Genomic DNA, 21,428 nt, shown 5'->3' with positions numbered 1-21,428 from the left:
CCTCTCGCTGCCTTGCGGCGACGGTAGCGGCCGCGCGCCGCAGCGTCCATGCCGGGGGCGGCGTGCCCCCGGCCCTCTTCCAGCGATTGAACGTGCTTCGGCGGAGGTCTAGCATCCCGCCAAACTCCAAACAGAGGTGCCCCATGCGAGAGACCAATCCGAACAGCTGGGAATCGCGCGCCGACGCGCATTCCTTCTATGGCTTCACGGATCTGCCCACGATCGCCGACCGCGGCGCCACCATCGTGACCTCGGGCCATGGCCCCTACATCACCGATGTGCATGGCCGCGATTACCTCGATGCCAATTCGGGCCTGTGGAACATGGTGCTCGGTTTCGACAACAAGGAACTCGCCGAGGCTGCCAAGGCGCAATACGACACGCTGCCCGGCTACCACGCCTTCTTCGGCCGCATGTCCGACCAGGCGGTGATGCTGAGCGAGAAGCTCATCGAGGTCTCGCCCTTCTCCGACGGCAAGGTGTTCTACACCAACTCCGGCTCCGAGGCGAACGACACGCTGGTGAAGATGCTGTGGTTCCTCTGGGGCGCCGAGGGGCAGCCGCAGCGGCGCAAGATCATCACCCGCAAGAACGCCTACCACGGCGTGACGGCGGTGTCCGCCTCGATGACGGGCAAACCCTACAACTCCGTCTTCGGCCTGCCGATGGACGGATTCCTGCACCTGACCTGCCCGCATTACTGGCGCGAGGGCAAGGAGGGCGAGAGCGAGGCCGAGTTCACCGCCCGCATGGGCGCCGAGCTGGAGGAGATGATCGCGCGCGAGGGCGCCGAGACCATCGCCGGCTTCGTCGCCGAGCCCGTGATGGGCGCGGGCGGGGTGATCCCGCCGTCGGAAGGGTACTTCCAGACGATCCAGCCGATCCTGCAGAAGCACGGCATCCCGCTCATCTCCGACGAGGTGATCTGCGGCTTCGGGCGGACGGGCAGCGACTGGGGCTGCCAGAGCTACGGCTTCATGCCGGATGCCATCATCTCCTCCAAGGTGCTCACCGCCGGTCTCTTCCCGATGGGCGCCGTGATCCTCGGGCCGGAGCTGAGCGACCGGCTGACGCGGGCCTCCGAGGCCATCGAGGAGTTCCCGCACGGCTTCACCGCCTCGGGCCACCCGGTTGGCTGCGCGATTGCGCTGAAGGCCATCGACATGGTGATGAGCGACGAGATCAAGGGCAACATCGCCCGCCTGATCCCGCAGTTCGAGGCCGGGATGGCGCGACTGGCGGAGAAGAAGAACATCGGCGAATGGCGCGGCCGCGGCCTGATGGGCGCGCTGGAGGCGGTGCAGGACAAGGCGACGAAGACGCCCTTCCCCGGGAACCTCTCGGTCTCCGAGCGGATCGCGAACGCCTGCACGGACCAGGGGCTGATCTGCCGCCCGCTGGGCCAGAGCATCGTGCTGGCGCCGCCGTTCATCCTGACGGACGAGCAGCTTGCGGAGATGTTCGACAAGCTCGAAGCGGCGCTCGACAAGGTGTTCGCAGAAGTGGCGTAAGAAACGCCGGGGTGGCGGGGAGACCCTCCGCCACCCCGGAACGCGAGTTTCACCCGCCACGTCCGCTCACAAAGCGCGCTCCCCTCGCACGCGGGGCGAGCGCCCGCTCGAGGGGTGGCGCACTAACTTTTCCGCCAAAGCGATTTATGCCTGCCACGCCCCTCCCAGCGGCGCGCTTTGCGCTGCCGTCACCAGAGCGCCAGCGGGGACGGGCCGGCGCTCGCCCTGCGCCTGCGGCGCGCATCGGGCTGGGGGCTTAGCGGCGGCGGTTTCGTGGAAGATGGGAGGTGCCCGAAGGCCCCTACTGCCCCATCTTCGACAGTTTCTCCTGCAGCTCGGCAAGCTGGCGCTTGATGTCGGTGAGGCCGTCGTCGTCACCGCGCGGCTCCTGGGCGGGGCCGGAGGAAGCGCCGGGCACCATGCCGCCCATGGCCTTCAGCCAGGCCTCCTGCTGGGCGCGCATCGCTTCGAAGCCGGGCATCTGCGACATCGGGTTGGCGCGGGTCATGGTGTCGAACATCTGGCTTTGCCCCTCGCGCAGCATCTCGAAGCTGGCGGCGAGGAATTGCGGCACCACCGACGAGGCCTGGCTGGTGTAGCTGCGCACCAGATCCGTCAGCACATCCACCGGCAGCACGCTCTCGCCGCGGCTTTCGTGCTCGGCGATGATCTGCAGCAGGTACTGGCGGGTCAGATCGTCGCCGGATTTCAGATCGACGATCTTCACCTCGCGCCCCTCGCGAATGAAGGCGGCGATGTCTTCCAGCGTCACGTAATCGCTGGTCTCGGTATTATAGAGGCGGCGGCTGGCGTAGCGCTTGATCAGCAGTTGTTTCGGCGTATCGGCCATGGCGCTGTCCTCCCGGATATTGCGGTGCAGAGAAGTGTACGTGCCCGCGCAGAAAAAGAAAGGGCGAGCTGCGTCTCGCGCAGCCCGCCCAATCTTCAGGTCAGGTCGTCTCGCCGGTTCAGGCGGTGGCGTTCATCGCGGCCGAGGTGGCCTCGTTCGTCGCCTGACGCGTGGCGGCGGTCATGTCGTCCTGCATGTCCTTGCCGGCGGAGAGCATCAGCTCAAGCGTCTCGGTCTGCATCGTCTTGGCGATCTCGGCGAAGGCGGCCATGTGCTCGGCGGCGCTTTCGGCAGAGGCCGAGGCGAAATCGGTCATCGACTTGGCGTAGTCGGTGGGCTCAGATTTGGCCTGGGCCATCACAGAGAGCTTCGAGAGCGTCTCTTGCGTCCACTTGGCGGAGAGATCGGTCGATTTCTGCGCGGCGTCGATGGCCATGGCAGACATCTTCTCGGCCAAGGCGGTTTGCGACTTGAACATGTTCTCGACCGCTTTGGTGTCCATCGGGAACATGGCCATCATGTCCTTGAACGCGGCGGTGTAATCGGGGGTGTTCGGAGTATAGGCCACGGTAATTCCTCTTCAATGCACTTGGCGGGGCAGCTCCTGGCGCCTCTCGCCTGTGCCAAGAATATGCATGCTGCAACGCAGCATTTCAAGGTTTCTCTGCACTGCAGCGAAGAAAAGTTCACCTAGCGTCAGATTTCAGGGGTTTACTTGCCGTTAAGCGTCGATGACCCCGAAAGAACGTAGCTCCCCGGCGCCGGTCCGAGCGGTTTGTGGTGGGAATCACCCGGCTTTCGCGCCTTCACCAGCTTACCCGAGCGCGGCTGCAGCCAAGCCTCCCAGCGCGGCCACCAGCTGCCATCGTGGCGGGTGGCGCTGGCCTGCCAGCCCTCGGCCCCCTGCCCCAGATCGCCGCCGACGTAATGGCCGTACTTCTTCTTCGATGGCGGGTTCACGATGCCGGCGATATGGCCGCTCTCGCTGAGGATGAAGGTCTTGTCGTCCGAGCCGTATTGCCGGAACCCCTCGTAGCACGACCGCCAATTGGCGATGTGGTCGGTCTCGCAGGCGATCGAGCAAAGCGGCACCGTCACATCGCCGATCTGCACCACCTCGTCGCCCAGCGGCATGCCGCCGCGGGCGAAACGGTCCTGCTGGCAGAGGCCGCGCAGGTATTCCACCGCCATCTTGGCCGGCAGGTTGGTGCCGTCGCCGTTCCAGAACAGCAGGTCGAAGGCGGGCGGCGGCTCGCCCAGCATGTAGCTGCGGATGGCGGGCTGATAGATCAGATCGCCGGCGCGCAGATAGCTGAAGGTGCGGGCCATGTAGAACTTGTCCATGATGCCGCTGTCCTTCGCCTCCTGCTCGATGGCATCGACGAAATCGTCGTTGAGGAAGACGCCCATCTCTCCCTGATCCGAGAAATCGGTCATCGTGGTGAAGAACGTGGCCGAGGCGACCGACCGGTCGCCCCGCTTCTTCATCAGCGCCAGGGTGAGCGACAAAGTGGTGCCGCCGATGCAATAGCCGATGGCGTTGATGCGCTTGGTGCCGGTGATGGCCCGCGCCTCGCGCATGGCCGTGAGGAACCCGTCTTCGATGTAGTCGAGCAGCCCGGTCTCGCGGTAGCCTGGGTCGGGGTTCACCCAGGAGACGACGAAGACCGTATAGCCCTGATCCACCACCCATTTGATGAAGCTGTTCTTCTCCTTCAGATCGAGGATGTAGAACTTGTTGATCCAGGGCGGGAAGATGATCAGGGGGATCTTGCGCACCTCTTCGGTGCTCGGCGCGTATTGGATCAGCTCGAACAGGTGGTTGCGGTAGACGACCTGCCCCGGCGTGGTGGCAAGGTTCTCGCCCACGCGAAAGGCCGTCCGATCCGCCAGCGAGACGACCAGATCGCCGGCGTTGGCCTCCAGATCGGCGACGAGGTTTTCCAGCCCGTTCACAAGGCTCTGCCCCTCAGTCGCAACCGCGCGCTCCAGCGCGTCGGGGTTGGTCGCGAGGAAGTTGGTGGGCGAAAGCAGCTCAACGATCTGGCGAGAGAAATAGGTCAGCCGCCGCTTCTCGGCCGGATCAAGCTCGATGGTGTCGACCGCGCTCTGAATGGCGGCGGCATTCACCAGATACTGCTCCTTGATGTAGTTGAACCAGGGATGCGTCTCCCAGAGCGGGTTGGTGAAGCGCTTGTCGGGCCTCTGCTTTGGCGGCGGCGCGGCCTCTTCCGCTGCGGGGCGCACATAGCCCTTGGCGAGGTGCTGCTGCGCTTCGACATATTGCTTCACCGTCTCACCCCACCAGCCGATCTGCTGTTCGATCAGCTTGGCCGGGTCATGCACGGCCTGATGCCACCAGGCGGTGGCGGCCTTGGCATAGAGTTCGGGCGCCGGCCCGGCGAGGCCAGGGGGCACCTGCCGCCCCTTCGACAGGGCCGCCAGAAAGCGCGCTGTCAGCCCCTCGATCTTTGCGAGATTGGCCTCCAGCTTACTCAGAGCCAGCGTGTCTTCCCCGGCGTTGTCACTCTCATCGATGGACATGCGTTAATCTTCGGCCTAGTTTGCAGGTGCAGCATTCGTGCCCGTCCCGCTATGGGAGGACGCGGAGCAGGTCTCGACAGTTCCCCTCGGGAGGGTCTGATGAAGAATATGTTCACGTATGACCTGATGGAAACCATGCGCAATACCAATCAATGGCTTGGTGCCACTGCGCAGGCCATCGGCTCGTATCCCGCCATGGCGGGCAGCCCCATGGCGCCCTGGCTGAAGGCCTGGGGCGAGGTGACCGAGCGCAGCTTCGCCCGCATGGTCGCCAAGCCCGCCTGGGGCATCCCCACCATCACCGGCGCCGATGGCAAGGACCATGTCGTACGCGTGATGAAGATGGTCGAGAAGCCCTTCGGCGATCTCATCCATTTCAAGGTGCCGGGGCGCGAGCCGCGCCGCCGCCGTGTGCTTCTGGTCGCCCCGATGTCGGGCCATTATGCGACCCTCCTGCGCAAGACCGTCATCTCGCTTCTACCCGATTGCGAGGTCTTCGTCACCGATTGGCACAATGCGCGCGACATCCCGGTTTCGGCCGGCAAGTTCGATGTCGAGGACTACACGCTCTACCTCGTCGAATTCATGAAGGCGCTCGGCAGCGATCTGCATGTCATCGCCATCTGCCAGCCCGCCCCTCTCACGCTCGCCGCCACGGCCTATCTGGCCGAGGAAGAGCCCGACGCGCAGCCCCGCTCGATGACGCTGATCGGCGGCCCGATCGACCCCGAGGCCACGCCCACCGAGGTTACCGATTTCGGTCGCTCCGTCACCATGGGCCAGCTCGAACAGGGCGCCATCCAGCGGGTCGGCTTCAAGAATGACGGCGTCGGGCGGCTCGTCTATCCCGGCCTTCTGCAGCTGAGCTCGTTCATCTCGATGAACATGGAGACGCATAGCGAGGCGTTCCAGAACCAGATCATCCGCGCCGCCAAGGGCGAGGCCGATGACAACGACCGCCACAACGTCTTCTACGACGAATATCTGGCGGTGATGGACATGACGGCGGAGTTCTACCTCTCTACTGTCGAGCGCATCTTCAAGAACCGTGAGATCGCGCGGAACGCCTTCACCGTCGAGGGCAAGCAGGTGGATATCGGCAAGATCACCCGCGTCGCCGTGAAGGTGGTTGAGGGCGAGGAAGACGATATCTCGGCCCCCGGCCAGTGCTACGCCGCGCTCGACCTGCTCACCGGCCTGCCCCGCGAAAAGAAGGCCGCACATCTGGAGCCGGGCGCCGGGCATTACGGCATCTTCGCCGGCAAATCCTGGCGCAACAACATCCGCCCGCTGGTGCTGAAGTTCATCGACGAGAATTCCGAAGCTCCGGCCCGCAAGCCGATGCGCCCGAAGATCGTCACCGTGAACGAGAGGCCGGCGGATTCGGGGACCGAGCCGGAACCGATGCGGCACGACGGCACGATGCCGGTCTAAAAGGAACGGGGCCGCTCTGCAGCGGCCCCTATCTTTTGGCTCAGGCGACGGTCAGCCACTAGGCCGGCCGCAGCTGAGCCCGACGATGCCTGCCGCGGTGCGGATCGATACGAGCGACACCCCGGCCGCGCCTGCCTGTCAGCTGATCGCCCCGAGTGCCTCTCCGACCAGCGCCAGACATTCGGGCGTTGAGAAGCGGTGATCAGCCCCCTTCACCAGCGTCAGGCGGATGTCCGGCCCTTCGGCATGGTCCAGCAACGCCGTAGCCCGGTGCGGCCGCACGTCGGTGTCGGCGGTGCCCTGCAGCATCCGCACCGGCATCGGCAGCACGAGCGGCTGGTCGAGCACGAGGCGATTGCGTCCATCCTCGATCAGGCGGCGGGTGATCGGATAGGGATCGCCGTAATCCGAGGGGCGCCTCGTGACGCCCGTCTCCATCAGCTCATCGCGCTGCGCGGCGCTGAACTCTTCCCACATCTCCTCGGTGAAATCGGGCGCCGCGGCGATCGTCACCAGTCCGGCCACCTGCTCTGGCTGAGCGCGCGCGAGCAGCAGAGAAATCCAGCCCCCCATCGACGACCCGACCAGCACCAGCGGACCCTCCATCAGCGTCACCGCCGCGGCTGCATCCTCGGCCCAGTCACCGATGGCGCCGTCTTCGAAGCTGCCGGACGAGCTACCGTGGCCCGAGTAATCGAAGCGCAGAAAGGCGCGGCCATGTGCGCGCGCCCATTCCTCCAGGTAGAGCGCCTTCGTCCCCTCCATGTCAGAGCGGAAACCGCCAAGGAAGACGATCCCCGGGCCCTCCCCTTCGGTCAGGTAATAGGCGATGCGGCGGCCGGCGGGCGTGTCGAGATATGGCATGGGGCCAGAGATGACGCGGCTGTGGCCGCCTGTCCAGCCATCGAGGGGCTCAGAGGCGGGCGCCGGAACGCCCGCACCCTTCGTCAATCTTCGAGCGCGATGATGCCGAGGCCCATGTCTGCCCGCTGGCCGGAGACAAGCGACGTGCCCTGATAATAGGCCTCGCCGACAATCATGGTATCTTCGTCACGATCCACGCCGAGGCCCATCAGCACGTTCTCGTCGATCCTTTGGGTGTAACCCGCCGCGCCCCGAAGAGAGCCGTTGAGGCGAACACCGATGACGGCGCCGAAATCATCTTCAATCCCCTTGCCCGCAAGGTCGAGATGGCCGCTCACCTCGGTATTATCGTGGGCGACAAAATTGTCGGCGCGGCCGGTGAGTCTCTCGTTGGCGAAGTCCAGCTCCATCCCCACTCCGCCGATCGCCGCGGTGTTCGCGCCCGGGCTCTGTTCGGTGATCAGGACAAACCCCTCATAGGAGGCGGTGCCGTTTTGCGGCAGCTGGTCAATCGGGAGCGCGCGGGAGGAGGCGTAGACGTCGAGCACGTTGTCGGCGTAGTCAATTGCCTGATTGAAATCCGAAAAGGCTGGCACGTCTGGCCCCTTCGGGCCGGAGGATGAGGAGCATGCAGCGAGGGCAGCGAGAAGAACCAGCGGCGCGCCCGCTGAGCGAAGGATAGAGGTCATGCTGATATGTCTTTCGTCTAGGTGAAAGGGCACCTTCCCCAAGCTTCGCCCAGCCGTCCGTGGCAGAAACGGACCGACCCAAGCGGCGGAAAAACAAGGAAACTCCCCCTATAGGTGTAATCGTTAACAGCACAGGCGAGTCGGAAAACCTTTTTCTGGCCTCAGAACAAATGATGTCGCTTGACGAATGTCCCAGAGTCACCCGCCCGACCTTTGACCTCTCGTTCCGTCTTGACCGCGCCGCCGCGCCAAGCCATTGCTCCGCCCACACATAACCCGCAACCGGGCGCTTGGTGGGCGCCAAACCGACGAGGAGAAAAGGCCCATGGCCGATATTTCCCTGACTTTCCCCGATGGCTCCGAACGCAAGTACCCCGCTGGCACCACGCCGGCCGAGGTGGCCGAGAGCATTGCCCCCTCGCTGGCGAAAAAGGCGATCTCTGCCTCGCTGAACGGCCAGCACTGGGACATGCAATGGCCGATGGAGACCTCCGGCCAGATCACCATCAACACGATGAAAGATGACGGCCCGGCGCTCGAGCTGATCCGCCACGACCTCGCCCATATCATGGCGCGGGCGGTGCAGGAGCTTTGGCCCGACGTGCAGGTTACCATCGGCCCGGTGATCGAGAACGGCTGGTACTACGATTTCGACCGCCAGGAGCCCTTCACGCCGGAAGATCTGGGCGAGATCGAAGCGAAGATGAAGCAGATCATCAACGCCCGCGAGCCCGTGCGCACCGAGGTGTGGGACCGCTCACGCGCCCTCGCCCATTACGAGAAGGCCCACGAGCCCTACAAGGTCGAGCTGGTCGAGGCGATCCCCGAGGATCAATCCATCCGCATGTACTGGCACGGTGACTGGCAGGATCTGTGCCGCGGCCCGCACCTGCAGCACACCGGGCAGGTCCCCGCCGATGCCTTCAAGCTGATGAGCGTGGCCGGCGCCTACTGGCGCGGTGACAGCAAGCGCGCGCAGCTGCAGCGCATCTACGGCGTCGCCTTCAAGTCCCGCGACGAGCTGAAGGCCCACCTCACCATGCTGGAGGAGGCCGCCAAGCGCGACCACCGCAAGCTGGGCCGCGAGATGGATCTCTTCCACATGCAGGAGGAGGCGCCGGGACAGGTGTTCTGGCACCCCAATGGCTGGACGATCTACACCACGCTGCAGGATTACATCCGCCGCAAGCAGCGCGCCGGCGGCTACCGCGAGATCAACACGCCGCAGATCGTCGACCGCAAGCTCTGGGAGGCCTCGGGCCACTGGGCGAAGTACCAGCACCACATGTTCATCGTCGAGGTCGACGAGAGCCGTGACGGCGAGAACGATGACGCGGAGGCGAAGGACAAGGCCTCCACGCGCATCAACGCGCTCAAGCCCATGAACTGCCCCTGCCACGTGCAGGTCTACAATCAGGGCCTGAAGTCCTACCGCGACCTGCCGCTGCGCTTCGCCGAATTCGGCTCCTGCACCCGCTACGAGCCCTCGGGCGCGCTGCACGGCATCATGCGCGTGCGCGGCTTCACGCAGGACGATGGCCACATCTTCTGCACCGAGGACCAGATCGAGACGGAATGCGCGCGCTTCATCGAGTTCCTCGCGGGGATCTATGAAGAGCTCGGCTTCGCCACCTTCGAGATCAAGTTCGCCACGCGCCCCGAAAAGCGCGTCGGCACCGAGGAGAGCTGGGATTACGTCGAGAATGCGCTCGAGCAGGCGATCCGCAAGACGGGCCGCACCTATACGCTCGAGCCGGGCGACGGCGCCTTCTACGGCCCCAAGCTCGACTTCTACCTGACCGACGCCATCGGCCGGGTCTGGCAATGCGGCACCTTCCAGGTCGACCCGAACCTGCCCCAGCGGCTGGATGCGGAATATGTCGGCCCCGATGGCGCCAAGCACCGGCCCTTCATGCTGCACCGCGCCACGCTCGGCAGCTTCGAGCGCTTCATCGGCATCCTCGTCGAGGAGCATGCCGGCAAGCTGCCCATGTGGCTGGCGCCGCGGCAGGTTGTAGTGGCCTCCATCGTCTCCGATTGCGACGCCTACGTGCTGGAGGCGGTGGAGAAGCTGCGCGCCGCGGGCATCCGCGCCGAGGCCGACATCCGCAACGAGAAGATCAATTACAAGGTCCGCGAGCATTCGCTGGCCAAGGTCCCGGTGATCTTCGCGGTCGGCATGCGCGAGGTGGAAGAGGGCACCGTCTCGATCCGCCGGCTCGGCGAGAAGCAGACGAGCACCGCCTCCCTGACCGACGCCATCGCCGAGCTGCAGCGCGAGGTGACGCCGCCCGATCTGGCTTTACAGCAGGCCATCGCCGCGGAGTGAGCGGCGGGCGGGCGACTGCGCCATACGAATGAGGATCCAGAAAGGCCGGGCCAGTCCCGGCCTTTCTTGCGTAGTCGCCGACGGTAAAAGGGGCTGCTGATCGGCCGCAGGCTGACGGCGGGGTCCACCAGCACTCTGTCAGTCTCGGTCGAGGCCCCCTCAGGCAGCCTTCATCTGCGGGATCTCGTCCCAACGTGTCAGCCGCTCATAGGTGGGCCGGGCGAAGTAGAAGCCCTGCATATGGGTGATGCCGATGTCTGCCAGCGCGGATGCATCCTCCGCCGTCTCGATACCCTCGGCCAGCGGCAGGATGCCGAGATCGAGGCAGAGCTTCTGCAGCGCAGCCACGATGAGCCGCCTCCGCTCGTCACCCGCGATGCCGCGCACCAGCGAGATATCGAGCTTCACGATGTCGGGCTGCAGATCGCAGAGCAGGCTCAGCCCCGAATATCCGGCCCCGAAATCGTCGATGGCCGTCAGAAATCCGCGCGAGCGGTAGCTGCTGACTATATGCGCCAGATGCGCCGTGTCGCGCACGGCCTCGCCTTCGGTGAACTCGAAGATCAGCCGGTCAGTCGGAAATGAGTGCCGCTCGGCCGCCCGCAGGGTCGCCTGGATGCAATGGTCGGGGTTGTAGACGGCGTTGGGCATGAAGTTGATGCTCAGCCGCGTGTCGATCCCCAGGCGCGAGGCCACCTCGATGGCCCGCGTCCGGCAGCGCTGGTCGAAGCTGTAACGGTTGTCGGTGGTGACCTCGCCCAGCACCTCCGCCGCCGAACCGCCGCCCAGCGGGCGCACCAGCGCCTCGTGGGCGAAGATCTCGCCCCGTCCCACGTCGATGACCGGCTGGAACGCCATGGTGAAGCCCTGGCGAAACGCCTGGCGCCCGCCGTCACGGCAGGCGCTGCAACCGGTATTGGGGTTGTCCGTCATCGCGCATCCTTCAGGGCCGGGCGGGGCACCAGCCCCCCGTTCAGGCTGGATACATGGCTAAAATGGCAAGATTACGGAACCCTTACGCCCCGCCTGCCATCAATGGCCGCTCGCGCCGCGCCCGTCAGAAATGCGCCTTTTCTTCATCCGGCCGGCCCGCGGCCAGCGCCAGCACCCCCGCGAGGCCCGCCATGGTGATGGGGAAGATCGTGGCCACGTTGAAGCCGAAGCCGCCATACATCAGCGCCGCCGAGCCGATCAGCAGGATGCCGCCCCAGAGCGCCCGCGCCCGTGCCATGGCGCCGCCCGCGATGGCCAGCACCGGCGCCAGGATCGAGGCTGCGCGCACCATGTCGCGGTTCTCGAAATCGAGGAAGCGGGCGGCCTCGGGATGCATCCGTGTCAGCTCTGTCCAGCCAAAGCCGAAGAGGCCGACGAAGAGGCCAATGATGCCGGCGATGATGCCGAGGACGAGGGCGGCGTTGCGCATGTGTCTGCTCCATTGTTGCAGCAACAGATGGGGGTGCTGCGGGCGCGGACCAAGGGTGAAGGCGCGACGGCTATTCCCCTAGCCGCTGGGCGCGCACCTTCGCGCTCCATCCCATCGTCCAGACGCCGCCCTCTTCGATCACCGGGCGCTTCATCAGCGTGGGGTGCTTCGCGAGCAGCGCTTCGGGCGGCTCGGCCCGCTCCGCCTCGCTCAGGCCCCGCCAGGTGGTGGAGCTGCGGTTCACCACGCTTGGCCCGAGCGCGGCCACCATCGCGGCGATGTCCTCCTCGGTCAGGCCATCGGCCCGCACGTCGGTCACCTGCGGCTCCTGCCCGGCGTCCCGCAGATCCTTCAGCGCGCGGCGGCAGGTGTCGCATGTCTTAAGCCCGAAAAATCGCATTCTCTGCCTTCCTTCTGTGCAATCGGCCCCGGCCCGGGGGCGTGGCGGCGCTTCAGGTTTGCCTTTTGGCCGCGAGCGCCGATCCTAGTTTGCGGGGGCGCAAGAGGCCACAGCCACCCGGCCTGCCCTTGGCCAGATCGCGGGGTGGGCGAGAAGGAGAAGACAATGCCGAAGGGCTCCGTGAAGTGGTTCAACACCACCAAGGGGTATGGGTTCATCGAACCCGAAGATGGGGGGCGCGACATCTTTGTTCACATCTCAGCCGTCGAACAAAGCGGCCTGACCGGCCTCGCCGACAATCAGCCGATCGAATACGAGCTGATCGACGGGCGCGACGGCCGGCAGATGGCGGGTAACCTGCGCAAGGTGTGAGAGGCCGCGCATCGAGCCCCGGGCAATCGGGGCTCAACCAATCGTGCCTGTTCCCCGGCGGCGTGCCCGGCTAGACCGGGCGCATGGCCCGGCTGTTGACCCTTCTGCTGCTCGTCTCCCTCCTGCCCTGGGGCGCCCTGGTCAATGCTGCGGAGGCCCGGGCGGCTGCCCCCTCCGCCATCGCCCTTGAGCAGATCGCCCCGCCCGCGGGCGACGTTGCCGCCGAGCCCGACACGCCCCGCATCGAGGTCGCCCTGCGCCGGCATTGCCGCACGGCGGTGCTCTCCGGCTGCGCCCATGGCGCCGCGCTCTTGCCTGAGGAGACCGAGGCGCCCCCCCCGCGCGCCCGGCCGCGGCTCACCGCCCTCGCCGTGATGCCCCCGCCGGGGCTGAGCATCCCGCCGCCGCACTCGCCGCCCCGCCTCGTCTGACCGGCCACCCGGCGCCCCGCGCACCGATTGTTCCCGCTGTCAGACAGGACCTTCTCCATGATCAACCGACGCACCTTCCTCGCCCTCACCGGCGCGGCAGGCCTTGCCGCCTGCGCCCGGCCCGAGCCCGTGGCCGCCCCTGCCCCGCCGCCACCGCCGCCTCCCCCGCCGATGCCGGCCTTCTACGATGCCATCACCACCGAGCCCTTCCCGATCCCGGCCATCCCGCCGGGCAGCGTCGAGCCCCGCTACTGGCGGCAGGACGTGCCGAACCCCTGGCCCGGCCATGCCCGCGGCACCATCGTCGTCGACCCCGACGCGGCGCTTCTCTACTTCATCGAGAGCCCCGAGACGGCCACGCGCTACGGCGTCAGCGTCGGCGCCGCCGGGTTTGAATGGGAGGGCACGGCCCGCCTGCAATTTACCCGCGACTGGCCACGCTGGAACGTGCCGGAGGTCATGGCCGAGCGCTCGCCCGAGCTGCGCCCCTACACGGTGGCCAACGGCGGCATGGACCCGGGGCCGGACAACCCCCTCGGCGCCCGCGCGCTCTACCTCTTCCAGAACGGCGAAGACACGCTCTACCGCATCCACGGCGACGGCCGCCCGTGGGAGCTCGGCCAGGCCGTCTCCTCCGGCTGCATCCGCATGCTCAACCAGGACGTCATCCACCTGGAGGTCCGCTCCGTCCACGGCAGCGACGTGATCGTCCTGAACTCGGTGAAACCGGCGGGGCTGACGGGGGTGTATTGAGGCGGGCGGTTGTCCCCACACCGGATTGACGGCGTGGGGACGGCCGTGACCACATCATGCAAGCGGCAGGATTGACCGTTCCGCCCGCTCACCCTAATTTAGTACGCAGGACGTACGACGGATGATACGCAGCTTCGCCGACCGAGACACAGAACAGCTCGCCGGGCGTGAGCGCGTCCGCCAGTTTCAGGCGGTGGAGCGTGTGGCCCTGCGCAAGCTCGCAATGATCGCGGCGGCCCACCGGCTCGACGATCTGCGCGTCCCGCCTGGCAACAGGCTGGAGGCGCTGCGGGGAGACCGGGCGGGGCAATACTCGATCCGCGTGAACGACCAGTACCGGATCTGCTTCCGGTGGGAGAATGACGAGGCCCATGATGTCGAACTCTGCGACTACCATTGAGCGGCTGGCGCCGGTTCATCCGGGCGAAGTGCTGGCCGAGGAGTTTCTCGCTCCGCTGAAGATGAGCGCCGCCGCCCTCGCCCGCCAGCTGGGTGTGCCGGCCAACCGGGTGACGGAGATCGTGCGGGGGCGCCGAGGGATCACCGGCGACACCGCGCTGCGGCTGGCCGATGTGCTGGGGACGACGCCGGAATTCTGGATGAACCTGCAGAAGACGTGGGAGTTGGATGTGGCGCGGGATAATTCGGGATAAGGCTATCAACCGGTATCACGGCCTTGCCTTAAAAGCTGAAGACAACCTATCCAGCGGCTAAACATCCGGTTAAATCATTTTAGTCAGCTCCAGTCTCTCCCGTTACTTCTTCTTGTTGAAGAAGGCCAGCCGCCCAATTCCCCACAGCCGCCCGCGCATCCGGGAATAGCCAGTCTGCCAGAGCCCTAATGACTAGCAGTGCGGAGATTAATCGCCCTGCCGGCGTCCAAAAGAATTTCTCCCAAATCAGCCTTGTACTGCCGCCATACTTATCCCAGAATGGGGCCTTTGTTTTTAGCCGACCAAGCATCACATCCTCAAGGATGCTAGCAATAACGTCTACTTTCCTGAGGGTTGATTGATGAAGCCGCAGAAACTCGTGGTTCTTGTAGGCATCCGCCTCTTCGGCTCCGGTGAGCGCATCCCTATCTGTAATCTTATTGATTTTGGTAATGCTCTCTAGGCGAGGATGCCCCGCGTAGCGCTTCCCAAACCTTGAAACGAGCAGCCTAGCCAAGTCAAACTTTCGCTCGTCTGGAATGAACTTTGGTTCACCTCAGAGCACCCGATACCTGTGGTCTATCGCAGCAAATCCATAGTTAATGTCCCGCATATTCCAGTGCACCCACGAGGCGTGCGCAACATGAGCACTAACAAATTCATAGAACTTGTCTAAGAGTTTCCGCTCAATTTGATCATAGATGCTCCAAGGGTCCGTGCCTTTGAACTCTGGCAACTCAGATACTTGATGTATCGAAAAAGACCTAGTCTGCCCGTCGGAAAAATTCCTGCAGGCAATTGAAGTTATTCTCGGCGTTCGACCTTCCTCCGAGTCGTAAAAGCTTTCGCAAGAATAGTGAATAACAACGATTTGCTCTCGACGGCGATATAACTCCTCGATTACTTTCGCAGCCGACCGTTGGCGCTCAGCGAATGTTGCCACCCCAAACCTCCACGAACTCCCGCCATTCCCGCTTGCTCATCCCGCTGGTCTCCTGCGTCACCTCTTCCCCGGACAGCATCCGCTTCAGCGCCGCCACGCCCGGCCCCGAGAGCTGCACGCTCCCCAGCCGGTAATCCTCGAAGGCCGCGTAGGCCGCCGGCACCCAGTCCTTCACGATCTCGCAGAGCGCCTCGGCATAGACGCGGATCTCGTATTGCGCGTGGGCGTCCGCCCTCAGCCGCAGGAAGTGGAAGAGGTTGTGCAGGTCCACCTTCCAGTACCACTGCGTGTAGATGTTCGCCGGCAGGTTCATCCGGGCGAGCTCCCGCGCCAGCCCCTGCTGGCCGTCCTGGGAAATCATGGCCTCGTAATGGTCGTAGGCGCGGGCGCTGTCGGCCTTCAGCCACTCCAGCACGCGGGCGGCCTCCTCGCCCGAAAGCGCCTCGCCCCGGCCCTGGTTGTTGACGACCGACTGGGCGGCGAGATGCTCGGCCGAGGGGATGTAGAACTCCCGGTCGAGGATCGAGTAGCGGCCGGAGTACTCGTTCACGTTGGCCGTGCGGTGGCGGATCCACTGGCGGGCGACGAAGACGGGCAGCTTCACATGCAGCTTCACTTCGCACATCTCGAAGGGCGTCGAGTGCCAGTGCCGCATCAGGTAGCGGATCAGCCCCTCGTCGTTCTGCACGCTCTTGGTGCCGCGCCCGTAGCTCACCCGGGCCGCCTGGCAGATGGCGGAATCGTCGCCCATGTAATCGACGACACGGACGAAGCCGTGATCGAGCACGTCATGGGCGCGGTAGAGATGCGCCTCCATCCCCTCGCTGACGGCGCGCAAGGTCTGGCGCGGTTCTGCCCGTTGCGCCTCGATCTCGGCGCGTTGCTCGTCACTTAGCCCCATGGTGCTCCCCTCGCGGTCATAGTCTCATGCCATACCATATCTTGTGTTTTGCCTGTGGCGAAAGCGCCGATTGCCCACAAGCGGAACGGATTGCGGCGTTGACTTGGGCTTGGGGCGCTTCGATGATGCGCCTTGAGCAGCACGAAACCCTCGCAGAAACGGGGCCCTACACATGCGCACCTTGGTTACCACCGCAGCGCTTCTGGCGCTTCTCGCCGGCTGCGGCGACGGCGAGCCGTTCTTCACCGAAGATCCGGAAACGGGCTCGCCCACCGAGGCCGAGGGTGACGGCGATGTCGAGGGCACCAGCGACGAGGGCAGCCTCAGCGGCGAGCTGCCACCCGGCACCAACGAGCCCAGCCGCGGCGCCGGCATCACCCGCTACGAAGAGGTCGACGAAGCCGGCGGCGGCTATGTGCAGAACGCCCGCTACGACGCCAGCAACGACACCTTCGTCGTCGACAACCTCGCCTTCGACGGCGCCAACCGCTACCGGCGCGGCACGAGCCCCGGCTCGCTCGCCGGCTACGGCGTTTTCGAAGGCGTCGAGACAGTGCGCGACACCCAGACCGACGCGCTGATCGACCAGTTCACCTACCGCGCCATCTACGGCGCCAGCCGCAACACCGTGGTCGTCGATGAAGAGCGCCTGCCCGCGACCCAGTTCGCCATCGTGCGCACCGGTTCCTATGTCGATTACGGCTTCGGCGGCTTCATCTACCTGCGCAATAGCGACGTGACCCTGCCCACCACCGGCCAGGCCCAGTTCACCGGCGATTACGCCGGCGTGCGCGTGTTCACCGAAACATCGGGGCTGGAATACACCCGCGGCGACATGCAGGTCGCCGTCGATTTTGAGGATTTCAACGCCGGCAATGGCGTGCAGGGCCGCGTCTACAACCGCGAGCTCTTCGACGTGACCGGCGATCCCATCCCGCTGACCAACGACCACAATGTCGATGGCGGCCGCATCTTCCTGCCCGATCTGAACTTCGTGGTCGGCCCCGGCACGATGAGCGACGATGGCGAGATGACCAACGGGCTGTTCTCGCGCGCCTATAGCAGCCTGACGGGTGAGCTGGTCGATTACGAGACGGGCAGCTACTACGCCATCCTCGCCGGCGACGGGCCGGACGAGCTGGTGGGCGTCTTCGTTCTTGAATCGGCGGACCCGCGCTACCAGAACGTCACGGCCCAGGAAACCGGCGGGTTCATCCTGTACCGATGAAACATGTCCTCGCCGCCCTGGCCCTCGCGCTCTGCCCCCTGACGGCCGGCGCGCAGGAGATCGAACTCTCGCCCGCCGAGCTTCGCGCGGTTGCCGTGCAGGTTCTGCGCGAAGGCAACCCGTGGGAGGCGGTTCGCCTGTCGCAGCTTCTGCTGCAACGCGACCCGTATGATGATGTGGCGGCCTATGTGAAGGCCGAGGCGCTGCTGGCGCTCGGCCGGCCCGAGCTGGCGGCCCGCTTCGGCAAGGCGGCGTTCCGCAATACCGAGGAAGACATCCTGCGCTTTCAGGCCGCCCGCCTGACCGCGCTGGCGCAATCGCAAAGCGGCAACCTCACCTGGGCCCAGCTCTGGCTGCGCCGCGCCACACCCTATGTGCCCGATCCGCAGGCCCGCGCCGAGCTGGAGCGCGACTACCGGCTGCTGCGCGCCGCCAACCCCCTGTCGCTGAGCTTCGGCTTCTCGGTCACGCCCACGCAGAACATAAACGGCGGTTCGGCAGCCGAAACGATCCAGCTGCCCAGCCTGCCCGGCATCGACTTTGTGCTCTCGCCCGACGCCCGCCCGCTGTCGGGCGTGCAATTCTACGGCTCGGCCAATCTCTCGTACCGGCTGGCCGAAACCGAGCGCACCCGCACCAGCTTCGAGCTTGAGGCGGAGGGCCGCACCTATGCGCTCAGCCGCTCGGCGCAGGAGACGCTGGACAACGCGAATATCGACGCCAGTGGCAGCGACTATTCCGACGCCACGCTCACCATCGGGCTGGAGCGGGTCGTCGCGCCCGAGACGGGCCCCGACAGGCTGACGTTCGGCATCGACTACGGGCAGGTCTGGTACGGCGGCGACCCCTTGCGCGACTTCCTGCGCCTCGACGGTGAGATGCGCTTCCTGCAGGAGAATGGCGGCGCGCTCGTCTTCTCCGGCGAGGCGGAATATCAGCGCGAGGCGCCGCAGACGTCCTCCTCCGGCGCCCCCGCGCCGCGCGAGGAATACTGGACGCTGAACACCCGGCTGCGCCACATCCTGCCGGCCAGCGATTTCGGCCGCCTCACCCTGACCTACGAGCTGGAAGCCGCGCTGACCGACGAACCGGATACCGGCTACACCAGCTTCTCTCTCGGCGGGGAATATTCGCTGAACGAGCCGGTGACCTTCGCCTCGGCTATCGGCCCGCTCGGCGTGAGCTTTGGCGGCTCGCTTGAGCCGCGGTTCTATGAAGACACGATCTATGCCAGCGGAGAGCGGCAGGATATTCGCGGCCGTACCTATCTCACTCTCGATCTGCCCAAGTTCGAGGTTTACGGTTTCGTGCCCAGCGTGACGCTGGAGGCGAACCACACCTGGTCGAATGTCGATTTCTTCGAACGCGACGACGTGCGGCTCAGCCTCGATTTCCGCTCGGCATTCTAGGCCGCGGCGGCCGCCCTGCGGAGGGCCAGCCCCAGCTCCCTGCCCCGCACGCGCCATTGTGTGATGGACGCTGGCGCCTCGGGTGTTAGGCTTGAGCCAAGCAAAAAGACCGGAGACCCAATGCCCCTACGCTATCTTCACACCATGGTCCGCGTGAAGGATCTGGAGAAAACCATGGCCTTCTTCGAGCTGCTCGGCCTGAAAGAGACCAAGCGCTACGACAACGAGGGCGGCCGCTTCTCGCTGATCTTCATGGCCGCCCCCGGCCAGGAAGAGGCCCCCGTCGAGCTGACCTACAACTGGGACGGCGACGACGAGCTGCCCTCCGACAGCCGCCATTTCGGCCATCTGGCTTACGGTGTGGATGACATCTACGCCACCTGCCAGGCGATGATGGATGCCGGTGTCACCATAAACCGCCCGCCGCGCGACGGCCACATGGCCTTCGTGCGTTCGCCCGACAACATCTCCATCGAGCTTCTGCAGAATGGCGACGCGAAGGAGCCCGCCGAGCCCTGGGCCTCGATGGAGAATACCGGCCACTGGTGAGGAGGGGCCGCCCCCTTCCCGCCCTTGCGGCAGCCGGCCTCGCCCTTGCGATGGCCGGCTCGCCTGCCTCGGCCTGCCGCCTGGCGCTGCTGCTGGGCCTCGATGTTTCGGCCTCGGTGGATGCGCAGGAAGACCTGCTGCAGCGCCAGGGCCTCGCCGCCGCCATGCTCTCCGACCCGGTACATGCGGCGCTCTTCGACAATGGGGAGCCGCCCGTGGCGCTGGCCGTGTTCGAATGGTCGGGCCGTACCCAGCATGACATCCTGCTCAACTGGACGATGATCGAAGACGAGGCCGACCTCTTCAAGGCCGCCGCCACCGTCGCCGCATCTGTCCGGCAAGAGGGGGAATATCCCACCTCGATGGGCGCGGCTCTTGGATACGCCTCCCGCCTGCTCGCCGAGGCACCGGCCTGCACCCGGCAGGTGATCGACCTCTCGGGCGACGGCATCCACAACGATTCCTATCCGCCGAGCACGGCCTATCGCGTCTTTCCGCTGGAAGGCGTCACCGTGAACGGCCTCGTCATCGAGCCGCAACCGCAGCCCGGCGAAGAGGAAGACGACGTCTACGGCTACTACGTGAGCGAGGTCATCCGCGGCCCCGGCTCGTTCGTCATCACCGCCAAGGGGTTCGAGGATTACGAGCGGGCCATGCGGGTGAAGCTGGAGCGCGAGTTGCGCGCCCTCGCACTCGGCGCGCTCGATATCCCCTCCGGCGACGAGCGCCCCGGATGAGCTCGCTGCGCCGTTTGGCTCTGGCCCTGCTCTTCGCAACCCTTGCCCTGCCCGCCGCCGCGCAATGCCGGCAGGCCCTGGCCATCGGGCTGGATGTATCCGGCTCGGTCAATTCTCGCGAGTACCGCCTGCAGCTCGACGGGCTGGCCGGCGCCCTCGCCTCGCCCGAGGTGATCGCCCGCCTGACAGAGCCCGGCCCGCCCGTGCGCCTCATGGTCTTTGAATGGAGCGGGCCGGAAGCGCAGCGTGTGCTGCTGCCATGGACAGAGCTGCCCACCGAAGATGCCGTGCTGTCGGCCGCCGCCCGCCTGCGCGCCACCCCGCGTGCCGGCGCCGCCCCCACCACGGCGCTCGGCACAGCAATGGCCTATGGCGCTGCTGCGCTGGCGGAGCATGAGGAGTGCTGGACGCGCACGCTCGACCTTTCGGGCGACGGCACCAACAACGCCGGCCCGCGCCCGCAGACCATGTCCATCCCGCCAGAGATCACGATCAACGGCCTCGCCATCGGCGGCACCGCCATCGCCAGCGACCAGGAGATGGCCGACATCAAGCAGCTCACCTCCTACTTCCGCACCTATGTCCTCCGTGGCCCGGGCGCCTTCGTCGAAGCCGCGCTCGGCTGGGAGGATTTCCAGACGGCCATGCAGCGCAAGCTGCTTCGCGAGCTGCAGGCCATCGCGATTGGCTCGCTTGAGGTTGAGCGGGGCTGAGGGGCTACCGGGGGTTGGGGCGACAACCGGCCCTGTGACGGAGCCCTGTCCCAGTTCCAACCGGACTTAGGCCGCCGCGCCCGCCGCCTTCTGCCGCTCAGCCCGCTGGCGCCGCATCTCGGCGAAATCCTTCTGGCGCGCCAGATGCGCCTGGCGCTCGGCCTCGGCCTGCTGGGCTGCAAGCTGCTCGGCCCGCTTCTCCTGCCTGCGCTTCTTGGCCGCCTTCCACACCATCAGCGCGACCAGCGCGAGCGCAATGAGGATCACCGCCGGCCCCGGCGGCCAGATCAGCGCGCCGATATTGCCGACGACACCCATCGGATCGCCCGCCTGCATCCCCTCCTGCAACGTGTGCGAAATGCCGTCGAGCTGAGCCTGCGTCCCCGCGTCCACCCCAGCAGCACCCGCTGCCGCCTCACCGCCACCGACGGCCCCGTCAGCGGGCGCGGTGCTCTCGGGCAAGCGAAGGCGCGGGTCGGCATTGGGCGCGTAGCTGTGCCCTGAATGATCGTCGAAATACTTCATGCCTCCGCCCTCTGCGCAGCCTCGCAACCCTTCCGCACTATCCGGCGGAATGCGGCGAGATCTGGCCCGCTATCGGGCAGCGGGGCGGAAAATCGCGCCCCTTTGCCGCGCCTGTCGCCCCTTGACGCTGATGTCGTTGACCTTTGGCCCCCCGGCGCGTATGAGCGCTA

The 21,428-nt window shown here is 65.9% G+C and carries 24 protein-coding genes; 13 read left to right on the top strand and 11 right to left on the bottom strand.

Features of this window, described 5'->3' with window-relative positions; translation table 11 throughout:
- The first annotated feature begins 143 nt into the window (after positions 1–143).
- The gene (locus tag ACXN5S_RS09150) at positions 144–1,511 is read left to right on the top strand and encodes an aminotransferase (RefSeq protein ID WP_458605114.1); all 1,368 of its coding nucleotides are present in this window, start codon (positions 144–146) and stop codon (positions 1,509–1,511) included.
- A gap of 301 nt (positions 1,512–1,812) precedes the next feature.
- Here ACXN5S_RS09150 and phaR read toward each other — a convergent pair whose 3' ends face one another.
- The 3 genes from phaR to ACXN5S_RS09135 all read right to left on the bottom strand — a co-directional run bounded on the left by phaR (position 1,813) and on the right by ACXN5S_RS09135 (position 4,905).
- On the bottom strand, positions 1,813–2,361 hold the full coding sequence (gene phaR / locus ACXN5S_RS09145; protein ID WP_458605113.1) for a polyhydroxyalkanoate synthesis repressor PhaR: 549 nt from the start codon (positions 2,359–2,361) through the stop codon (positions 1,813–1,815).
- A 118-nt stretch (positions 2,362–2,479) separates the two neighbouring features.
- Complete coding sequence (locus ACXN5S_RS09140) at positions 2,480–2,881, bottom strand: phasin family protein (protein ID WP_458605169.1); 402 nt, start codon at positions 2,879–2,881, stop codon at positions 2,480–2,482.
- A gap of 191 nt (positions 2,882–3,072) precedes the next feature.
- Entirely contained in the window at positions 3,073–4,905 is a 1,833-nt protein-coding gene (locus ACXN5S_RS09135; RefSeq protein WP_458605112.1) for a PHA/PHB synthase family protein, read from the bottom strand.
- A gap of 99 nt (positions 4,906–5,004) precedes the next feature.
- On the opposite strand from ACXN5S_RS09135, the gene phaZ reads away from it, so the two are divergent.
- On the top strand, positions 5,005–6,339 hold the full coding sequence (phaZ, locus tag ACXN5S_RS09130) for a polyhydroxyalkanoate depolymerase (RefSeq protein ID WP_458605111.1): 1,335 nt from the start codon (positions 5,005–5,007) through the stop codon (positions 6,337–6,339).
- Positions 6,340–6,477: 138 nt separating this feature from the next.
- Here phaZ and ACXN5S_RS09125 read toward each other — a convergent pair whose 3' ends face one another.
- A complete protein-coding gene (locus ACXN5S_RS09125; protein WP_458605110.1) occupies positions 6,478–7,203 on the bottom strand; it encodes an alpha/beta fold hydrolase in 726 nt (241 codons plus the stop codon).
- 83 nt (positions 7,204–7,286) lie between these two features.
- A complete protein-coding gene (locus ACXN5S_RS09120; protein WP_458605109.1) occupies positions 7,287–7,892 on the bottom strand; it encodes a hypothetical protein in 606 nt (201 codons plus the stop codon).
- Positions 7,893–8,217: 325 nt separating this feature from the next.
- Here ACXN5S_RS09120 and thrS point away from each other — a divergent pair, with 325 nt between their 5' ends.
- A complete protein-coding gene (thrS, locus tag ACXN5S_RS09115) occupies positions 8,218–10,221 on the top strand; it encodes a threonine--tRNA ligase (protein WP_458605107.1) in 2,004 nt (667 codons plus the stop codon).
- A 159-nt stretch (positions 10,222–10,380) separates the two neighbouring features.
- On the opposite strand, the gene ACXN5S_RS09110 is transcribed toward thrS, so the two are convergent.
- From ACXN5S_RS09110 to ACXN5S_RS09100, 3 genes are all read right to left on the bottom strand, one after another.
- Positions 10,381–11,154, bottom strand: a complete 774-nt coding sequence (locus ACXN5S_RS09110) for an EAL domain-containing protein (protein ID WP_458605106.1) — start codon at positions 11,152–11,154, stop codon at positions 10,381–10,383.
- Between the two features lie 124 nt (positions 11,155–11,278).
- Positions 11,279–11,644 (bottom strand): hypothetical protein, encoded by a 366-nt coding sequence (locus tag ACXN5S_RS09105; protein WP_458605105.1) that lies wholly within the window; start codon positions 11,642–11,644, stop codon positions 11,279–11,281.
- Positions 11,645–11,714: 70 nt separating this feature from the next.
- Positions 11,715–12,044 carry an arsenate reductase family protein gene (locus ACXN5S_RS09100; protein WP_458605104.1) on the bottom strand — a complete coding sequence of 110 codons (330 nt, stop codon included), beginning with the start codon at positions 12,042–12,044 and terminating at the stop codon, positions 11,715–11,717.
- Positions 12,045–12,209: 165 nt separating this feature from the next.
- Here ACXN5S_RS09100 and ACXN5S_RS09095 point away from each other — a divergent pair, with 165 nt between their 5' ends.
- The 5 genes from ACXN5S_RS09095 (at position 12,210) to ACXN5S_RS09075 (ending at position 14,253) form a co-directional block, all read left to right on the top strand.
- A complete protein-coding gene (locus ACXN5S_RS09095; protein WP_458605103.1) occupies positions 12,210–12,416 on the top strand; it encodes a cold-shock protein in 207 nt (68 codons plus the stop codon).
- Positions 12,417–12,499: 83 nt separating this feature from the next.
- Complete coding sequence (locus ACXN5S_RS09090) at positions 12,500–12,847, top strand: hypothetical protein (RefSeq protein WP_458605102.1); 348 nt, start codon at positions 12,500–12,502, stop codon at positions 12,845–12,847.
- A gap of 57 nt (positions 12,848–12,904) precedes the next feature.
- Positions 12,905–13,600, top strand: a complete 696-nt coding sequence (locus ACXN5S_RS09085; RefSeq protein WP_458605101.1) for a L,D-transpeptidase — start codon at positions 12,905–12,907, stop codon at positions 13,598–13,600.
- Between the two features lie 121 nt (positions 13,601–13,721).
- Entirely contained in the window at positions 13,722–14,000 is a 279-nt protein-coding gene (locus ACXN5S_RS09080) for a type II toxin-antitoxin system RelE/ParE family toxin (protein ID WP_458605100.1), read from the top strand.
- Entirely contained in the window at positions 13,972–14,253 is a 282-nt protein-coding gene (locus tag ACXN5S_RS09075; protein ID WP_458605099.1) for a HigA family addiction module antitoxin, read from the top strand. Before ACXN5S_RS09080 ends, ACXN5S_RS09075 begins: the two co-directional genes overlap by 29 nt.
- A gap of 79 nt (positions 14,254–14,332) precedes the next feature.
- Here the strand turns inward: ACXN5S_RS09075 and ACXN5S_RS09070 are convergent, their stop codons facing one another.
- On the bottom strand, positions 14,333–14,770 hold the full coding sequence (locus ACXN5S_RS09070) for a hypothetical protein (protein ID WP_458605098.1): 438 nt from the start codon (positions 14,768–14,770) through the stop codon (positions 14,333–14,335).
- 409 nt (positions 14,771–15,179) lie between these two features.
- On the bottom strand, positions 15,180–16,097 hold the full coding sequence (thyX, locus tag ACXN5S_RS09065; protein WP_458605097.1) for an FAD-dependent thymidylate synthase: 918 nt from the start codon (positions 16,095–16,097) through the stop codon (positions 15,180–15,182).
- Between the two features lie 172 nt (positions 16,098–16,269).
- On the opposite strand from thyX, the gene ACXN5S_RS09060 reads away from it, so the two are divergent.
- The 5 genes from ACXN5S_RS09060 (at position 16,270) to ACXN5S_RS09040 (ending at position 20,733) form a co-directional block, all read left to right on the top strand.
- Positions 16,270–17,325, top strand: a complete 1,056-nt coding sequence (locus ACXN5S_RS09060; RefSeq protein WP_458605096.1) for a hypothetical protein — start codon at positions 16,270–16,272, stop codon at positions 17,323–17,325.
- Positions 17,322–18,734, top strand: coding sequence for a tetratricopeptide repeat protein (locus ACXN5S_RS09055; protein ID WP_458605095.1), 1,413 nt, complete (start codon positions 17,322–17,324; stop codon positions 18,732–18,734). Before ACXN5S_RS09060 ends, ACXN5S_RS09055 begins: the two co-directional genes overlap by 4 nt.
- 120 nt (positions 18,735–18,854) lie before the next feature.
- Positions 18,855–19,283 (top strand): VOC family protein, encoded by a 429-nt coding sequence (locus ACXN5S_RS09050; RefSeq protein ID WP_458605094.1) that lies wholly within the window; start codon positions 18,855–18,857, stop codon positions 19,281–19,283.
- A gap of 50 nt (positions 19,284–19,333) precedes the next feature.
- A complete protein-coding gene (locus ACXN5S_RS09045; RefSeq protein WP_458605093.1) occupies positions 19,334–20,020 on the top strand; it encodes a DUF1194 domain-containing protein in 687 nt (228 codons plus the stop codon).
- Positions 20,017–20,733, top strand: a complete 717-nt coding sequence (locus ACXN5S_RS09040) for a DUF1194 domain-containing protein (RefSeq protein ID WP_458605092.1) — start codon at positions 20,017–20,019, stop codon at positions 20,731–20,733. Before ACXN5S_RS09045 ends, ACXN5S_RS09040 begins: the two co-directional genes overlap by 4 nt.
- A gap of 66 nt (positions 20,734–20,799) precedes the next feature.
- Here ACXN5S_RS09040 and ACXN5S_RS09035 read toward each other — a convergent pair whose 3' ends face one another.
- Complete coding sequence (locus tag ACXN5S_RS09035; protein WP_458605091.1) at positions 20,800–21,258, bottom strand: hypothetical protein; 459 nt, start codon at positions 21,256–21,258, stop codon at positions 20,800–20,802.
- Between the last annotated feature and the right edge of the window lie 170 nt (positions 21,259–21,428).

The organism is Pseudoroseicyclus sp. H15 (assembly GCF_054353345.1).
The sequence above is the reverse complement of the archived record's forward strand: the minus strand, read 5'-3'. Positions and strand labels throughout refer to the sequence as shown.

Coding starts and splice junctions, on each gene's coding strand:
- ACXN5S_RS09095 (WP_458605103.1), top strand. CDS start 12,210: ATGCCGAAGGGCTCCGTGAAGTGGTTCAACACCACCAAGGGGTATGGG.
- ACXN5S_RS09060 (WP_458605096.1), top strand. CDS start 16,270: ATGCGCACCTTGGTTACCACCGCAGCGCTTCTGGCGCTTCTCGCCGGC.
- phaR (WP_458605113.1), bottom strand. CDS start 2,361: ATGGCCGATACGCCGAAACAACTGCTGATCAAGCGCTACGCCAGCCGC.
- ACXN5S_RS09040 (WP_458605092.1), top strand. CDS start 20,017: ATGAGCTCGCTGCGCCGTTTGGCTCTGGCCCTGCTCTTCGCAACCCTT.
- ACXN5S_RS09140 (WP_458605169.1), bottom strand. CDS start 2,881: ATGATGGCCATGTTCCCGATGGACACCAAAGCGGTCGAGAACATGTTC.
- thyX (WP_458605097.1), bottom strand. CDS start 16,097: ATGGGGCTAAGTGACGAGCAACGCGCCGAGATCGAGGCGCAACGGGCA.
- ACXN5S_RS09055 (WP_458605095.1), top strand. CDS start 17,322: ATGAAACATGTCCTCGCCGCCCTGGCCCTCGCGCTCTGCCCCCTGACG.
- ACXN5S_RS09125 (WP_458605110.1), bottom strand. CDS start 7,203: ATGCCATATCTCGACACGCCCGCCGGCCGCCGCATCGCCTATTACCTG.
- ACXN5S_RS09035 (WP_458605091.1), bottom strand. CDS start 21,258: ATGAAGTATTTCGACGATCATTCAGGGCACAGCTACGCGCCCAATGCC.
- ACXN5S_RS09050 (WP_458605094.1), top strand. CDS start 18,855: ATGCCCCTACGCTATCTTCACACCATGGTCCGCGTGAAGGATCTGGAG.
- ACXN5S_RS09100 (WP_458605104.1), bottom strand. CDS start 12,044: ATGCGATTTTTCGGGCTTAAGACATGCGACACCTGCCGCCGCGCGCTG.
- ACXN5S_RS09085 (WP_458605101.1), top strand. CDS start 12,905: ATGATCAACCGACGCACCTTCCTCGCCCTCACCGGCGCGGCAGGCCTT.
- ACXN5S_RS09045 (WP_458605093.1), top strand. CDS start 19,334: ATGGCCGGCTCGCCTGCCTCGGCCTGCCGCCTGGCGCTGCTGCTGGGC.
- phaZ (WP_458605111.1), top strand. CDS start 5,005: ATGAAGAATATGTTCACGTATGACCTGATGGAAACCATGCGCAATACC.
- ACXN5S_RS09150 (WP_458605114.1), top strand. CDS start 144: ATGCGAGAGACCAATCCGAACAGCTGGGAATCGCGCGCCGACGCGCAT.
- ACXN5S_RS09075 (WP_458605099.1), top strand. CDS start 13,972: ATGATGTCGAACTCTGCGACTACCATTGAGCGGCTGGCGCCGGTTCAT.
- ACXN5S_RS09080 (WP_458605100.1), top strand. CDS start 13,722: ATGATACGCAGCTTCGCCGACCGAGACACAGAACAGCTCGCCGGGCGT.
- ACXN5S_RS09105 (WP_458605105.1), bottom strand. CDS start 11,644: ATGCGCAACGCCGCCCTCGTCCTCGGCATCATCGCCGGCATCATTGGC.
- ACXN5S_RS09135 (WP_458605112.1), bottom strand. CDS start 4,905: ATGTCCATCGATGAGAGTGACAACGCCGGGGAAGACACGCTGGCTCTG.
- ACXN5S_RS09090 (WP_458605102.1), top strand. CDS start 12,500: ATGGCCCGGCTGTTGACCCTTCTGCTGCTCGTCTCCCTCCTGCCCTGG.
- ACXN5S_RS09110 (WP_458605106.1), bottom strand. CDS start 11,154: ATGACGGACAACCCCAATACCGGTTGCAGCGCCTGCCGTGACGGCGGG.
- thrS (WP_458605107.1), top strand. CDS start 8,218: ATGGCCGATATTTCCCTGACTTTCCCCGATGGCTCCGAACGCAAGTAC.
- ACXN5S_RS09120 (WP_458605109.1), bottom strand. CDS start 7,892: ATGACCTCTATCCTTCGCTCAGCGGGCGCGCCGCTGGTTCTTCTCGCT.